The organism is Streptococcus pluranimalium (assembly GCF_002953735.1).
In the GTDB taxonomy this organism is placed as follows: domain Bacteria; phylum Bacillota; class Bacilli; order Lactobacillales; family Streptococcaceae; genus Streptococcus; species Streptococcus pluranimalium.
Genome location: NZ_CP025536.1, coordinates 1,631,275 through 1,647,567 on the forward strand (window position 1 = coordinate 1,631,275; position 16,293 = coordinate 1,647,567).

Consider the following 16,293-nt stretch of genomic DNA (forward strand, 5'->3'; position numbering starts at 1 on the left):
TTCATCACTAGTGTCAACTATTTTTTCTTAAATTTATGATAAAATCCCTTTACTAAGATGCTTTTTTGACAAAAAAAGGGTATTATAGGATGTAATTGTTATGGAGGAAAATCATGCGAATAATTCTAGTCGGTGGTGGTAAAGTTGGTGCTGCCCTTTGCCGTTCGCTAGTTGAAGAAAATCACGATGTCGTTTTGATTGAGCAAAAAGAGAGTGTCTTAAAACATCTCACCAAACGATACGATATCATTGGACTACTTGGTAATGGTGCCAATCATAAAATTTTAGAACAAGCTGACATTCAGGATTGCGATATTTTCATTGCAATGACAGATAAGGATGAAGTCAATATGATCTCAGCTGTTCTTGCTAAACAAATGGGGGCCAAAGATACTATTGTTCGTGTCCGTAACCCTGAGTACTCAAATACTTATTTTAAAGAACGGAATTTCTTAGGATTTTCTTTAGTGATTAATCCTGAACTTTTGACTGCACGCTATATCGCAAACAGCATTGACTTTCCTAATGCTAAATCCGTAGAGCATTTCGTCAATGGGCGTGTCATGCTTATGGAGTTTTCTGTTTCTGATCAAAGCGTCCTAAGTCATATGTCACTTTCGGAATTCCGTCGAAAATTTGGAAACATCGTTATTTGTGCTATCCAAAGACAAGATACCATTCTAATCCCTGATGGCAATGATCGTATTTTACCAGGCGACCGTATTTTTGTGACAGGAAGCCGTGTGGAAATGGTACTTTTCCATAATTTTGTTAAACATAAACTCATCAAAAATATGATGATTATAGGTGCAGGTCGTATCGCCTACTACCTACTTTCGCTGTTACGAAACAACAAAATTAACTTAAAAGTGATTGAGCGTGATGAAAAGCACGCTCAATGGCTAAGTCAAGAATTCCCCCATCTCAACATTGTTGTTGGAGATGGAACAGCTAAAGATGTACTTTTAGAAGAAAGCGCTGCGAGCTACGATGCCGTTGCTACCTTGACAGGGGTAGATGAAGAGAACATTATTGCTTCACTTTTCTTGGAAAAAGTTGGGGTACAAAAAAATATTACCAAGATCAATCGGACTAGTCTCCTCGAAATTATTGACCATAACTTTGTATCTTCTAGTATTGTTACTCCAAAAAGTATCGCTGCTGATGCAGTCATGCATTTTGTTCGTGGACGCGATAATGCCCAAGACTCTAACTTGGATGCCATGCATCATGTAGCAAACGGTCGTATTGAAACCCTTCAATTTGAAGTTCGGGATAAAAACAAGATGGCAGGGCAACAATTATCCAACATCAAATTAAAAGATAATGTCTTGATTGCCGCTATCATCCGCAAAGGGAGAACTATCTACCCAACTGGTGAAGACATTCTTGAAGTTGGCGATAAGATTGTTGTGATTACCTTGCTAAAAAATATTACCAAAATCCATGATTTAATGAAGGGGTCTCGTCATGAATAGAGCAATGGTCCGTTTTTTATTGTCAAAACTCCTCATTATCGAGGCGGGATTGCTCTTAGTTCCATTAGTCATATCTGTCATCTATCAAGAAGATTGGTCTATCAAGTTAAGTATTCTCTATACGATTGGATTACTATTATGTTTAGGCGGCCTCGGAAGTTGGTCAAAACCGCAGAACCATCATATTTATACCAAAGAAGGAATGTTGATCGTTGCACTCTGCTGGGTATTCTGGTCTTTCTTTGGAGCGCTTCCCTTTGTGTTTTCAGGTCAAATCCCAAGCATAATAGATGCTTTCTTTGAGGTTAGTTCAGGCTTTACAACAACTGGGGCAACCATCTTACCAGATGTTTCTGTTTTATCTCACTCCCTTCTTTTTTGGCGAAGTTTTACCCATTTAATCGGAGGAATGGGGGTGTTGGTTTTTGCACTTGCTATCATGAGCAATAGTAAAAACGGTCATCATGAAGTTATGAGAGCTGAAGTTCCTGGTCCTGTCTTTGGTAAAGTCGTTGCGAAACTAAAAAATACGGCTCAAATCTTATATTTTATCTACATGGGCATGTTCCTTGTTTTCACGCTCATTTTATGGCTATGCGGTATGCCACTGTTTGATAGCATTATTACTGCAATGGGAGGGGCCGGTACTGGTGGTTTCGGAGTATACAACGACTCTATTGCTCACTATAATAACCCACTCATTACCTATGTTGTTGCTTTTGGTGTGATGCTTTTCGGAATTAATTTCAATCTATATTATTTGATATTGATGAGAAAGTTCAAGCTCTTCTTTAAAGATACTGAACTGCGTCTCTATTTAGGGATAATTCTTGTTGCCACAATAGTAATCATCTTAAATGTCAGTCACCTCTACACTAATATCAATCAAACAGTTAGTTTTTCTTTCTTCCAAGTAACAAACGTGATTACCACAACTGGTTTTGGAATTACAGACTTAACAGCTTGGCCACTATTAGCACAATTTATTCTCCTCTTATTGATGTTTCTAGGAGGTTCAGCAGGTTCGACTGCTGGTGGATTTAAGGTCATTAGAGCCCTAATCATTTCTAAAATTGTTAAAAATGAAGTGCTAAGAACACTTTATCCACGCCGCATCATGTCTCTTCATATCGGTGAAAATATTATCGATAAGGAAACACAACACAGTGTCCTAAAATACTTGGCTATTTATATTATCATGTTTGTTTGTTTGCTCTTTTGTTTAAGCATTGATCATCAAAAAGACTTTATGGTCGTCGTTAGCGCAGCCGCATCGACTTTTAATAATATTGGTCCAATGTTAGGAACTGCTGAAACCTTCGATATCTTTAGTCCATTCTCAAAGCTACTCATGAGTCTAGCCATGATTGCGGGGCGTTTAGAAATCTACCCTATGCTTCTTCTGTTCTTAAAACGCACTTGGTCAAAATATTAACACTTGATAAATCAAATACGGATCAATCAACAATATAATAAGGCTTGGTTACATTTCCAAGCCTTATTTTTTTATGAATATAACTTTAATAAATCTCCATGATTCTAGTCTACAACTCCCAGAGGCTAGCTAGAGAAAAACAATTCATTACTAACAAGTCCGTTCTTAACCGACGAAGATCATCATCTCTTACAACTTTAATGATAGCAGAAAACTTCGTTTACTCTTTAACATCTCAAAACGCACTCTTAGACTGTGTAAACTGTATAGAGAGCTAAGGCTTCTAAACCTCTTGATATAAACAGCAAGGGGTCGTTATCAATCATCGTTGCTGGCACCTTTTATGTTAAAAAGCTTCATAGCCCATCAAGATACCACCCTCTTCTGCATAAAAACTACAAAGCCCAGAGGTTGGAACAATCTGCACGTCAGCTTCAGGATAGTCTCGCAAAATCATTTCTCTAAGTTGTTGACAGATTTTATCATTATAACAGTGTGCTATTACTACACAACCACCTTGATAACCTGCTTTGACCATTTCTTGATATGAAGCTGACACTGACTTTTTCTGACCTTTGGCCTTTTGTAACAGTTCTAACTTACCTTCTGGATTGGCTTCTCCTACCATCCGGATATTCAAGAGTCCAATAACCTTGCCAAGAACCTTGTTCAAACGACCATTTTTGACCAGATTATCAACCTTTGCAAGCACAAAAATCAGTTTCGTTTTCTCTTGATAAGCCTCAATTTCAGCTACAACGTCTTCAAAACTTAAATCAGAAGCAATTAGTTCCTCCATCTTGTGAACTAACAAGTCCATTTCGCCACCTGCTGATAAGCTGTCGATAACGTGAATCTTAGTATTTGGATTTTCTTCTAAATACATTTCTTTAGCTATTTGAGCACTATTTTGACTACCAGATAGGCCTCCTGTTATCGTAATAACTAAAATATTATCCGCCCCTTCAAAAGCTTTCATATACGCATCTGGACTAGGACAAGCAGAAGTAGCTGCCGCTTTTGTTACCTTGAGGAGTTCAAGCATATCCTCAATGTTCAACCCGTCATCATCTATAAATAATTGGCTTCCAATCTGTAACGTTAAAGGCACTCTCACAAAAGAGACATTCTCTGATAATCCTTGTAAGGTTACCAAATCACAGCCTGAATCTGCTACAATTTTCCAAGTCATACTCTATCTCCTTAGTCATTATTTTGACATACAAACTATTTTATAATAAAATTATATCATTAAACATCTTGAATTGATTCCAATTTTTCATCGGATGTTACAAAAAGAAAGGATTTGTCATGGCTAAAAAAGTTATCTCTACTGCTTCTCTTAAGCCGTTACAAATAGCCAATAAAGAAGCTAAGCAAGTCACCAAAGAAGCTATTGAAGAAGCTCTGTTACTTCTTATGGAAGAAAAGCCTTTACACGCCATTTCCATTTCTGAGCTTACCAAAAAAGCTGGTGTCTCCCGAAATGCCTTCTATCGTCATTATCAAAACAAGGAAGCTTTATTCCATAAAATGATTAAGCGTGCAACGCTAAAGGTCGTTAAAGGTTTACAACGTTTCAACTTCCAAACCGAACGTTATCAAGCTTGGTTATATTTATTTAAACAAGCTAAAGAAAATGCTCGTCTTCTCAACATTATCTTAAAGTATAATCTACTACAGTGGATTTACGATATCATTATTAATCGTTTGAGTAAGTTTAGGAAGTCAAATAATAGTAGACAGAACCAATATAGTCATTCTTTTTGGAGTCAGGCAGTCCTATCTGTCTTAGGGCGTTGGATTACCGAAGGAATGGTTGTTCCAGAAGAAGAAATGGCAGCCATGAACTTACCACTTTTAGTCTAAAAGTTAAAAGCTAGTTGTGTCGGACAACTAGCTTCTTTTTATATCACATAATCATAAATCGCTTTGGCAACTCCTGATTCTTGATTGGAGGAAGTGATAGCATGAGCACGCGCTTTAACCTCATCTGAAGCATTATCCATAGCTACAGCCAGACCAGCAAAATCAAACATTTCCAAATCATTATTGCCGTCTCCCAGTACCATGATTTCTTCTGGAGATAGCTGCAAGCCTTCTGCTAAATCTTTCAAACCTCTTCCCTTATCCACTCCTTGCGGTAGAGCTTCATAGGCATAGTCCATACTACGAACCGTAGCTACTTCTTTTGATAACAAGGCATCTGCTTTAGCTTGAAAAGCATCCATGACAGACTCTTCTCCCATGAAAACAGCAACAGCAACTGGAAGATCTAAGTCTAAAAAGGATTGAAAATCGGTATGATAGAGTTTAGAATTCTCAATCTCTGCATCACGAATAGCTGCTGGATAGAGTGCTCGTCCTAAGGCATAATTAGCTTCTTTAGTAAAGAAGACAAGATTAATCCCAGGCTCATTATCAAAAATACTCACAGTATGTTCCAAAGCCTGTCTTGAAAGACTGTGCGTGGCTAAAGTAGACCAGTCATCGGTCTTAAAAAGCCATGAACCATTATTAGCAATAACATAGTCTTCATCTAAACCAAGCTCCTCGGCATAAGGTAAAATCCCTGACTTAGGACGTCCTGTACAAATAACAATATGCACACCAGCCTCACGGGCTCTTTTAATAGCCTCTTTATTCTCAGCGGTTACCTGTTTGGCTTCATCCAAAAGGGTACCATCCATATCAATAGCAACCAATTTAATCTTAGGCTTTGAGGACAAATTCTCTAATGGCATAGGCAACTCCTGCTTGATCATTTGTTAAGGTAATTTTATCAGCGTGGGCTTTAACAGTATCAGACGCATTATCCATAGCGACTGCCAAACCTGAAAAATCCAGCATTTCAATATCATTATTCCCATCACCGATGGTCATGATTTGACTAGGGTCCAATTCTAAACGTTTGGCTAGTTCTGCTAAACCAGCCGCCTTGTTAGAGTGCTGAGGCAAAACTTCATAGAGAAAGTCTTGGCTGCGCACACCAGTATAACACTTAACAATAGCTTCTTCATGTTGGTTCTGAAAGGCATCAATGGCTTCTGGATTCCCCACATACATGGCATTGTAGACTGGCTCTTCAATCGTTGAAATAGCTTCTTTTCCGATTGGTTTTAAAGTCGTAAAAACGGAATCGGCATCCGCTTGAGCAATATCCGAAGCTTTCTCTCCAACGAAGTAATAATCGCCATTGGTTGTCAAAACCATATCAACTTCTAAATTATCATCCACGTAAGACTGTAGCCCTAACATATCAGAATCACTCAAGGCTTGTCCATAAAGGGTTGACCAGTTGAGAGTTTCGTGCAAGGAACAACCATTATTCAAAATAACGTATTCTTCCTCATGAAGTCCTAGCTGGTCAAAGTAAGGCTTGACACCTGCTTGGGAACGTCCCGTACAAATCACAATTTTAAGTCCTGCAGCGACAGCTTCTTGTATAGCGTCAATATTTTCCTGTGGTAATTTCTTCTGGCTATCTAAGAGCGTGCCGTCCATATCGATAGCGATTAATTTGATCATCCTAAACCTCTTTTCTATGTCATCACATACTATTAGCATAGCAAAATTTTGATAAAATCAAAAGTAAGTCCTGTCATCAAAAAAGAACCCTTTCGAGTTCTTTATCATTCTAATCAAACTGGCCTTCTTTTTTTAATTCTGTCAAGAGCACTTCCCATCTTGGATCCAACATCCATTTAGGATCTTTGACAATCTCTGCAGAAATACGTCTGGCTTCTTCTAAAATATTGAAGTCCTCTACAATATCTGCCGTTTTAAATTCAGGGAGTCCAGATTGACGAGTTCCAAAAATTTCGCCTGACCCACGCATTTTCAAATCTTTTTCTGCCAAAACAAAACCATCATTGGTCTCACACATGGCTAACATACGGTCTTTTCCTGTATCATTTTTAGGATTAGCAACTAGAACTGCATAGGATTGCTTGTGTCCACGGCCGACGCGCCCGCGGAGTTGGTGTAATTGGCTAAGGCCAAACCGGTCTGCGTCCATAATAATCATAATAGTTGCATTTGGAACATTAACCCCAACTTCGATAACCGTTGTAGATACCAATACCTGACTCTTAGCTGCTTTAAAGTCCAGCATAGTTGCCTCTTTTTCATCAGCTTTCATACGCCCATGCATCAAGTCCACTCGGAAATTATCTCCAAAGAATTGTGCCAACTCAGCATGTAAAGCAACAGCGTTTTTTAAATCAAGCGCCTCTGACTCTTCAATTAAGGGAGAAATCACATAGGCCTGAGCACCTTGAGTTAACTCATCCTTCATCCAAGTGAGGACCGAATCCAGCTGCTCATGCTTGACCCATTTGGTCACAATCGGTTTACGCCCTGCTGGTAGTTCATCAATGATCGAGACATCCATCTCACCAAAAGTCGTGATCGCAAGCGTCCTTGGGATGGGGGTCGCTGTCATCATAAGAACATCTGGATTTTCTCCTTTTTCACGAAAAATACGCCGCTGATTGACACCAAAGCGGTGCTGCTCATCCGTGATCACCAGACCTAGTTTGTGATAAGATACAGCATCTTGAATAAGAGCATGAGTCCCGACAATCATATCCACCGAACCGTCAGCGATTGCTTCAAGCGCCGCACGCTTAACAGCTGCTTTCATGCTAGAAGTCAAAAGAGCAATGTTAAGGTCCGGGAACAATTCTGTCAAGCTAGAAAAGTGCTGTTCAGCTAGAATTTCAGTTGGGACCATGAGTGCTGATTGGTAGCCGGCTGTATAACTAGCATACATGGCTAGACTAGCAATAACTGTTTTCCCAGAACCCACGTCTCCTTGTAAGAGACGATTCATATGAGCACCTGACCTCATATCAGTTAAAATCTCGTTTAAGCTTCGCGACTGTGCTCCCGTCAAAGGAAAAGGTAGACTAGCCACTTTGTCATCAACTTTCGTTTGGTCAAAAGCAAGGGCTAATCCGTTGGTTTCGGATTTATTCTCAGCTTTTAAAACCTGCAAATTAAGTTGAAAATAAAAGAGTTCCTCAAACTTAATCCGACGTAGAGCTTGCTTGTAAGCTTCCAAATCCTTAGGAAAATGCATGGCTGCTACCGCTTCTTGACGGCTCATCAAACGGTATTTCTTTAGCAAGACTTGGGGTAAATTTTCCCTCAAAGACGCTAACAATTGGCTATCAAAGGCTGCCTTAATAGCTTTTACCAGAGCAGTTTGCGAAACACCTTGAGCAACATGATAAACTGGTTGCATGTCATCCTCTACCTGGGCTAATACCTTCATACCTGTCAAGGCTGATTTTTTGGCATCCCATTTTCCAAAAATAGCGATATCACTTCCCATTTCAATCTTATCAGCTAGATAGGGTTGATTGAAAAAACTGACTGCGATAACCGCTTCATTTTGTTTGATTTTAAAGGAGAGGCGATTGCGTTTAAAACCATAATACTGAACATTAGCTGGGGTCACTACCTGACCTGTAATAACAGCTTTCTCCCCGTCCATAAGTTCAAAAACAGACCGACTTTTAAAATCCTCGTAGCGAAAAGGGTAGTATAAAAAGAGATCTTCAATCTTATATAAGCCTAGTTTGGTAAATTTTTCTGCAGATTTGGGCCCAAATCCCTTTAATTCCGCAATTGGTGATTGTAAATTCATATCTCTATTATAACAAAGGGAGCCTCAATTGGCTCCCTTCAATCTTTCTTAATCCTTTAGACATAAAATGTTAATGCATTCCAGAGACTCAATATTCTCTTGGTACACGATCGCTGAGTAAACAAAGCACTTCATAATTAATCGTCCCACGCTTTTCAGCGACATCGGTTGCCGAAATCGACTGATTACCACTTTTTCCTATTAAAATAACCTTAGTACCTAGAGGGTATTCCTTTGGTAAACGAATAGTCGTCTGGTCCATAGAGACCCGACCAACGACTTGGCAAAACTGACCATCAACTAAGACGTCAAAGCCTTGCATGTCACGTGTCCAACCATCCGCATAACCTATCGGAAGAGTACCAATCCACTCGATTTGCTCAGAATGATAGGTACCTCCATAACCAACAGCTGTACCAGCCGGAACTTCTTTGACTTGGACTAGAGCGGATTCTAAACGCAGTGCAGGCTCAATGTGATAAGGCATTTCTAAAGTCCTACCACTTGGGTTAAGACCATAAATGACTAAACCTAAACGAACAGCATTAAAAACAGTATCAGCATGCCAAATACTAGTTGCAGAATTACTCGCATGAACCACTGGCGGACAATGATCCAAGGATGTCACCAAGTTATTGAAGAAATCTAGCTGTTGCTCAAATTGTCTTTGGTCAGCTTCATCTGCGGTCGCAAAATGAGTGAAAATCCCTTCTACAAAAACACCTTGCTCTTTTAGTTCAGCAATCAATGTTTCTGCATCCGTTTGTTTTCTGACACCAATTCGTCCCATACCAGAATCAATTTTGATATGACAAGTAATCCCTGATAAATTTGTTCCTAACTGTTTAGCCAAATGTAACCATTCCAAGCTAGCTATAGTCAGGGTCAGTCCATAATCTTTGGCTAGATAAACTTCCTCAGGCAAAACAACTCCTAGAACCAGGATCGGTTTTTTTACTCTAGCTTGGCGCAATTCGATAGCTTCGTCAACATTTGATACGCAGAAACCATCAACCTGACTTTCAACCTGATGAGCAACGGCAACTGCTCCATGCCCATAAGCATTAGCTTTGACCACTGCCCATACCTTAACCTGATCTGGGAGATGATTGGCAACTGTCTGTATATTCTTCGAAATAGCTTTTAAATCTATAATAGCTTTTGTCGGTCTATGTAAACTAGAAATCATTCGACTCCTCCAATCTTTCACCTGACATCAAGGGTGTTGTATTTTCTAAAATAACACTTGCTTGAACAAAGCCACTGCTATGTGAAATAGAAAGATGACTACGACCTTTAAAAGGTGAACGATTAAAGTATGGTTTTCCCAATTGATCTGATAGGATCTCAATATCTTGAAAGGAAATTTTTCCAATGCCCGTTCCATAGGCTTTAGAAAATGCCTCCTTTGCTGACCAGCGACCAGCCAGAAATTCCACCTGGCGTTTTCCTTTTAGAGAATGAAAAATAGCTATCTCTTTCGATGTTAGCACTCTTTGTGCAAAGCTATTTTTTTTGTGATAGGCTCTTTCAATTGCTGAAATATCTTGTAAATCTATGCCATGTCCTACTATCATTACAGCTCTTTCCTAAAAAGAGAGTAAGCATCTGGCAGCACACTGTCAAATCCTTACTCCACATTGTTTTACGATTAACTTAAGAAAAATCTAAAATTGTGAACGCCCGTGACAATTCTTAAATTTCTTACCTGAATCACATGGGCAAAACTCGTTTCGGCCAACATCATTAAAGTCAATTGCCTGCATTTGAGACATGTCAACGCCTTGCTTAGCAGCAATATTCTTAACAGCAGTTGTTGTCGCATGATCGTGAGCTTGCTCACGTTCTTGTTCATGAATTTGCGCTTTCATCATGGTTCTTGTGACGTCAAATTCAATAGCACCTACCATATCGTTGAACATACGGAAACCTTCTGTCTGATATTCAACAATAGGATTATTCTGAGCATAACCGCGAAGTCCCACTGAGTTACGCAACTGATCTAAGGCATCAATATGGTCTGTCCATTTATTATCAACCACCATTAAAATCAAGACTTTTTGGAATTCGATGATCGCTTGTTCATCTGGCAATTTGGCAATTTGTTGATCATAAATACGAAGCGCATGATCGTAAAGGTTTTCTTTGATGGTGCTAAATTTCTCACCTTGCAAGTCTGATAAACTAATTGACTCTTCAGGTAAAATATTATTTTGAGCAAAGGTCAAAATAGCTTCATAAGCTTCATTTTTAGGCATACGGCTATGCCCATCAACAGCACGATCAATCGTACGTTTAATCATGGCCTTAATCTCTGGACCGAGATCACGTGTAGCCGTGATAACATCATAACGATTAGCATAGATAATTTCACGTTGCTCACGCATAACATCATCATACTGAAGAACTTGCTTACGAGTATCGTAGTTGTTCCCTTCAACACGTTTTTGTGCAGCTTCAACTTGACTAGTAAAGACACGTGATTTAATAACGATATCTTCGTCTTGATCAGCATTAAAGCGTTCCAAGAAAGCCTTAATCCGATCTGTTCCGAAACGACGAAGGAGTTCATCTTCTAATGATAGGTAAAATTGTGACTCGCCTGGATCTCCTTGACGTCCTGAACGTCCACGAAGCTGGTTATCAATACGGCGACTTTCATGACGTTCCGTACCAATAACACAGAGACCACCAAGTTCACGAACGCCTTCTCCCAACTTAATGTCAGTACCACGTCCAGCCATATTGGTTGCAATCGTTACCGCTCCGCGTTGACCAGCATTCATAATGATTTGCGCTTCCTTAAAGTGGTTTTTTGCATTCAAAACTTCATGCGGAATACCTGCTTCAACAAGGTTTTTTGAAATCAATTCACTGGTTTCAACCGCTACTGTACCAACCAAGACTGGCTGTCCTTTCGCATGACGCTCTTTTATGTCTGCGATAACTGCGCGGAACTTAGAGTCTAAGGTAGGGTAAAGAAGATCGGCATTATCAATTCGCTGAATTGGACGGTTGGTTGGAATTGGAATAATGCGCATATTATAAATTTCGCGGAATTCCTCTTCCTCAGTTTTACCAGTACCTGTCATACCTGCCAATTTTTTGTACATACGGAACATATTTTGGTAGGTGATAGAGGCAGACGTTTTTGACTCATCCTGAACAGGCACACCCTCTTTAGCCTCAATAGCTTGGTGAAGTCCATCAGAGAAGCGACGACCTTCCATTGTACGACCTGTAAATTGGTCAACAATCAAGATTTCTTGATCTTCGCTAACCACATAGTCGATATCCAAGATCATAATGTAGTTAGCTCGAAGAGCGTTATCAATAAAGTGGGTTAACGCAACATTCTCCAAATCATACAGATTTTCAAGTTTGAAGAATTTCTCCGCCTTATCAATCCCTGAATCCATAAGTCCTATGGTCTTACTTGGTACATCAATCGCATAATCTTCACGTTTTAACGTTTTTACGAAACGATCGGCCATATAGTAAAGTTGGTTTGTTTCTGAACTTGCTGGGCTAGACACAATCAAAGGTGTTCTTGCTTCATCAATAAGTACAGAGTCAACCTCATCAACTAAGGCAAAATTAAGTGGTCGCTGAACCATGTCTTCTTGACGCACAACCATGTTATCACGCAAATAGTCAAATCCAACCTCAGAGTTGGTTGAGTAAGTGATATCACAAGCATATGCTTCACGTTTTTCAAGTGATGACTTCGCTGAAAGGTTGATACCAACAGAGAGACCTAACCAACTGTACAGTTCCCCCATCTCTGTTGCATCACGTGTCGTAAGGTATTCATTGACAGTAATAACATGAACCCCTTTTCCAGCAAGAGCATTGAGGTAAACAGGCATCGTTGCTGTTAATGTTTTTCCTTCACCGGTACGCATCTCGGGAACGTCACCGTGATGAAGGACAATCCCCCCCATAATTTGTACATGGTATGGGTATAATCCCAATACTCGTTTCGCTCCCTCACGAACAACAGCAAAAGCCTCCGGTAGGAGGTCATCTAACGTCTCTCCATTTTGATAACGCTTTTTAAATTCTTCTGTCTTGGCTTGTAGGGCAGCATCTTCCAAGGCTGCCATTTCATCAGCATAACTCTCTACTTTTTTGGCTAATTTATCAAGTTTCTTTAATTCACCTTTATCATTTTCAATGATGTCACGGATTATATTTGCCATCTTTATCCCTTTCGAAAATCTTATCTCCTCATTCTAGCATAATAGATAGAAAATTTCAATGACACAAACCTCTCGAAATGCAATATTCTCCTACTAGAATCTCCTTGTCACACCATAGCATTTATCACCCATTCCTTTTTTTGAACGACATTAATAAGCATTAGTAACTTTTCATTGTACTTACTATTAAAGAACTCTTATATCCCTATAATCTTTTTTGAAATTCTCATATCAGCTGTTACACTTCTTACCTCTTAACAAGAATGGCATTAATAATCAGTCTGTCTTAACAATTTAGTATCTCCCCTCCTACAACATGATACCTCAATTTCATTTCCATCATAGAAGCGGAGTAGCTTAGACCATCACTTTTGCGCTTTTCTATATTTTTTCAAATAAAAACATGTAGAACATATTTACGTAACACAGAAACGAAATAGCACTAAAAGTATTGTAATTGCAAAAGAGTCCAGCATTCAGAACACAAATGCTAAACTCTCTTTTATATTATTTAAATGTTATTATTGCCATAAACTACTTGTCATTTCTCTGGAAACACATTTTTAAAGCGAGACAAGATTTTAAGCATGCTTTCTTGAAAAAAAGGAAGATTTTCTTCTGTTGCGTATACCGTCATTATAGGATTTACCACAAAATCCGCAAAGTATCGATAGCCTATGTTATTACCTTGATAAGTAAATTTCAGCAATGGATGAGGCGTCTTATCTCCACAGGGGCCTGGCTCTGATATCTCTAAAGCATAAAGGTCTTCACCATAGGACTTTACCTGAAAATACTTTCCATCGTAAAAAATGGCTTCGGCTGGAAAATCTAGCAGCAACCTCTCAAGATAAGCGTTCATCTTCATCCTCCTACATGACTAACAACCATCTCCATTTTACCATCAAACTGCCAAGACTTTACTTGGTTAGGGATAATAAAATGATCTCCTTTACGAATGCAAAAAATCCCATTGTCAACAGTAATATGGCCTTCTCCTGCAATAACACTCACCAGCAGATAAGGAGCAACTTGTTGCATTGCAACAGATTGTGTCACTTTCCAATGATAGACTGTAAAAAAGGGATTAGCTACTAACAATGTTGATGTAAGACCACCAACTGCAATCTTAGCAGGAGTGGTGTTTTGCGGTTGCCCAATAGTCATGACATCCACCGATTGTTTTAGATGAAGCTCTCGAAGATTGCCTTGGTCATCCTTTCGTTCAAAATCATAAACTCGATAGGTAGTATCACTAGACTGCTGAGTCTCTAGGATCATAATTCCCTTACCAATAGCATGCATGGTGCCACTTGGTACATAATAAAAATCGCCCGCCTTAACCGGAATTCGTGACAGAAGATGTTCCCAATCACCTGAGCTAATCATCTGGGATAATTCTTCCTTGGAGCTAGCATTATGCCCATAAATAATCTCTGCACCTTCTTCAGCAGACAGGATATACCAGCACTCTGTTTTTCCTAACTCTCCTTCATGTATCATGGCGTAGTTGTCATCTGGATGAACTTGTACACTCAACCAATCATTAGCATCAAGAATCTTTGTTAACAATGGAAATACTGAGCTATTTGGATTTCCAAAAATATCTGGTTGTTTTCGATAAAGCTCATCTAAGCCCATCCCCTTAAATGGGCCATTTTTTATCCTAGAGACACCGTTTGGGTGCGCAGAAATTGCCCAGCATTCACCCGTATGATCCGACGGAATCTCATAGCCATATTCTTGGGCAAGGCGACTACCTCCCCAGATTTTTTCTTGCATCACTGGCGTTAAAAATAAAGGCTTAGCCATGTCATTTCCCTTTCACTATTAGTTATTACTAGACATAAATCAGGGTCATTATACCCCTTTTTCAATAACGATTCAAGATAAAGTCCGCTGCTTTCATAAAATCTCTGCCCAAGCCTTACCATTCCACATCAAAAAAATCTGGCCGAAACCAGATTTCATCTAAGATACACTATAGCTAGTCTTACGCTCTGCGACATCTTTCGCAAGTGCAAAATTACCTAAGGTTGCTGATCCATTTTCTGCGACAGCAGGTGTTACGATGTATTCAGACACATCAGGAACTGGTAGATAGCCGTTGAGCAAAACGGTGAATTTCTCACGCACACGACGCAACATATGATCTTGAGCCATAACGCCACCACCAAAAACAATGACTTGTGGACGATAAAGAACCGTCGCTTGAACAGCAGCCTGTGCAATGTAATAAGCTTGAATATCCCAAACTTCTGAGTTTTGTTCAATCAATTCACCACGAATACCTGTACGCGCTTCGAGTGATGGACCTGCAGCCAATCCTTCCAAACAGCCATTATGGAAGGGACAAGTGCCTTGAAATTCATTAGCATAGTCGCGTGGATGACGTGGTACATAGACATGTCCTGCTTCCGTATGACCGACACCCCCAACAAATTCGCCACGTTGAATCGCACCAGCTCCAATACCAGTACCAATAGTGTAGTAAACCAAGCTGTCAACACCTTTACGGACCATAGCTTCACCATAGGCTGAGCTATTGACATCTGTCGTAAAGTAGAAAGGTACTTTAAATTCTTTAGAAATCAGTCCAACCAAATCAACATTCGACCAATGCTCTTTAGGTGTTGTTGTAATGTATCCATAAGTATCTGAATTGAGATCAATATCAATCGGACCAAAAGAGCCGATAGCAACACCTTGCAAATCATCTTCATAACGTTTGAAGAATTCTACTGTACGCTCAATGGTTTCATAAGGTGTCGTCGTTGGAAATTGTGTTTTTTCGACAACTTGGAAATTCTCATCACCGATAGCACACACAAACTTCGTACCACCAGCTTCCAAGCTTCCATATAATTTAGGCATAATATCTCCTCTTATCACTCATTTTCTAATGTCATTATAAGCGAATCTGCTATTTCTAGCAAGATACGCCTTAATATCCTCAAACAAGAAAATACCCTAATCTAGGACTAGAGTATCTTCTCAAAGGTTTAGGATTATTTGACAGCAACTAGCTTGTCGCCCTCAGCAACTGTTCCTGATGCTACTGGGTTAACTTCAGCGTAATCGGCTGTATTTGTCACAATAATCATTGTTGTGCTGTCAAGACCTGCTGCCGCAATATCGTCAAGATTGAATGTCCCAAGAACATCGCCCTTCTTAACTGTTTGGTTAGCTTTAACTTTTTGGTCAAACCCTTTACCATCCATTGAAACAGTATCAATACCGATGTGGATAAGAATTTCTGCACCATCATTAGATTTAATCCCGTAAGCATGACCAGTTTCAAAAGCGATTTGAACGGTACCATCTACTGGAGAGTAAACTGTATTATCAGTTGGCTTGATGGCAATCCCTTTACCCATCGCCTCTGACGCGAAGACAGGATCGTTAACAGAAGTCAATGCGACAACCTCACCATTAAGCGGTGACACAATCGTTTCTTCCTTAGCAACAGCTGGAGCTGGAGCCGCAGATACTTTTGGTTGTGTTTTGAGGTTTTCAGATGGTGCT

13 protein-coding genes and 1 pseudogene are annotated in these 16,293 nt (G+C 39.6%); 3 read left to right on the top strand and 11 right to left on the bottom strand.

Annotated features, from left to right (window positions below):
* Positions 1–113: 113 nt before the first annotated feature.
* Positions 114–1,478 carry a Trk system potassium transporter TrkA gene (gene trkA, locus C0J00_RS08300; RefSeq protein WP_104968419.1) on the top strand — a complete coding sequence of 455 codons (1,365 nt, stop codon included), beginning with the start codon at positions 114–116 and terminating at the stop codon, positions 1,476–1,478.
* Entirely contained in the window at positions 1,471–2,913 is a 1,443-nt protein-coding gene (locus C0J00_RS08305; protein WP_104968420.1) for a TrkH family potassium uptake protein, read from the top strand. The genes trkA and C0J00_RS08305 overlap by 8 nt, the downstream gene beginning before the upstream one ends.
* A gap of 346 nt (positions 2,914–3,259) precedes the next feature.
* Here C0J00_RS08305 and C0J00_RS08310 read toward each other — a convergent pair whose 3' ends face one another.
* Entirely contained in the window at positions 3,260–4,105 is an 846-nt protein-coding gene (locus C0J00_RS08310; RefSeq protein WP_104968421.1) for a DegV family protein, read from the bottom strand.
* Positions 4,106–4,224: 119 nt separating this feature from the next.
* Here C0J00_RS08310 and C0J00_RS08315 point away from each other — a divergent pair, with 119 nt between their 5' ends.
* Positions 4,225–4,782, top strand: coding sequence for a TetR/AcrR family transcriptional regulator (locus C0J00_RS08315; RefSeq protein WP_104968422.1), 558 nt, complete (start codon positions 4,225–4,227; stop codon positions 4,780–4,782).
* A 38-nt stretch (positions 4,783–4,820) separates the two neighbouring features.
* On the opposite strand, the gene C0J00_RS08320 is transcribed toward C0J00_RS08315, so the two are convergent.
* The 10 genes and pseudogenes from C0J00_RS08320 to C0J00_RS10725 all read right to left on the bottom strand — a co-directional run.
* Complete coding sequence (locus tag C0J00_RS08320; protein WP_104968423.1) at positions 4,821–5,657, bottom strand: Cof-type HAD-IIB family hydrolase; 837 nt, start codon at positions 5,655–5,657, stop codon at positions 4,821–4,823.
* Positions 5,626–6,441 carry a Cof-type HAD-IIB family hydrolase gene (locus C0J00_RS08325; RefSeq protein WP_104968424.1) on the bottom strand — a complete coding sequence of 272 codons (816 nt, stop codon included), beginning with the start codon at positions 6,439–6,441 and terminating at the stop codon, positions 5,626–5,628. Before C0J00_RS08325 ends, C0J00_RS08320 begins: the two co-directional genes overlap by 32 nt.
* Positions 6,442–6,550: 109 nt before the next feature.
* Entirely contained in the window at positions 6,551–8,566 is a 2,016-nt protein-coding gene (recG, locus tag C0J00_RS08330) for an ATP-dependent DNA helicase RecG (protein WP_104968425.1), read from the bottom strand.
* An 88-nt stretch (positions 8,567–8,654) separates the two neighbouring features.
* Positions 8,655–9,755, bottom strand: coding sequence for an alanine racemase (gene alr / locus C0J00_RS08335; RefSeq protein ID WP_104968426.1), 1,101 nt, complete (start codon positions 9,753–9,755; stop codon positions 8,655–8,657).
* Positions 9,745–10,143, bottom strand: coding sequence for a holo-ACP synthase (acpS, locus tag C0J00_RS08340; RefSeq protein ID WP_104968427.1), 399 nt, complete (start codon positions 10,141–10,143; stop codon positions 9,745–9,747). The genes alr and acpS overlap by 11 nt, the downstream gene beginning before the upstream one ends.
* A 90-nt stretch (positions 10,144–10,233) precedes the next feature.
* Positions 10,234–12,768: a preprotein translocase subunit SecA gene (gene secA / locus C0J00_RS08345; RefSeq protein ID WP_104968428.1), complete on the bottom strand. Its 2,535-nt coding sequence runs from the start codon at positions 12,766–12,768 to the stop codon at positions 10,234–10,236.
* Between the two features lie 541 nt (positions 12,769–13,309).
* Entirely contained in the window at positions 13,310–13,630 is a 321-nt protein-coding gene (locus C0J00_RS08350) for a hypothetical protein (protein WP_104968429.1), read from the bottom strand.
* A 2-nt stretch (positions 13,631–13,632) separates the two neighbouring features.
* On the bottom strand, positions 13,633–14,580 hold the full coding sequence (gene manA / locus C0J00_RS08355; protein WP_104968430.1) for a mannose-6-phosphate isomerase, class I: 948 nt from the start codon (positions 14,578–14,580) through the stop codon (positions 13,633–13,635).
* A 159-nt stretch (positions 14,581–14,739) separates the two neighbouring features.
* Complete coding sequence (gene scrK / locus C0J00_RS08360) at positions 14,740–15,642, bottom strand: fructokinase ScrK (protein WP_104968431.1); 903 nt, start codon at positions 15,640–15,642, stop codon at positions 14,740–14,742.
* A gap of 134 nt (positions 15,643–15,776) precedes the next feature.
* Positions 15,777–16,226, bottom strand: a pseudogene (locus C0J00_RS10725) (PTS sugar transporter subunit IIA); the annotation flags it as partial.
* Between the last annotated feature and the right edge of the window lie 67 nt (positions 16,227–16,293).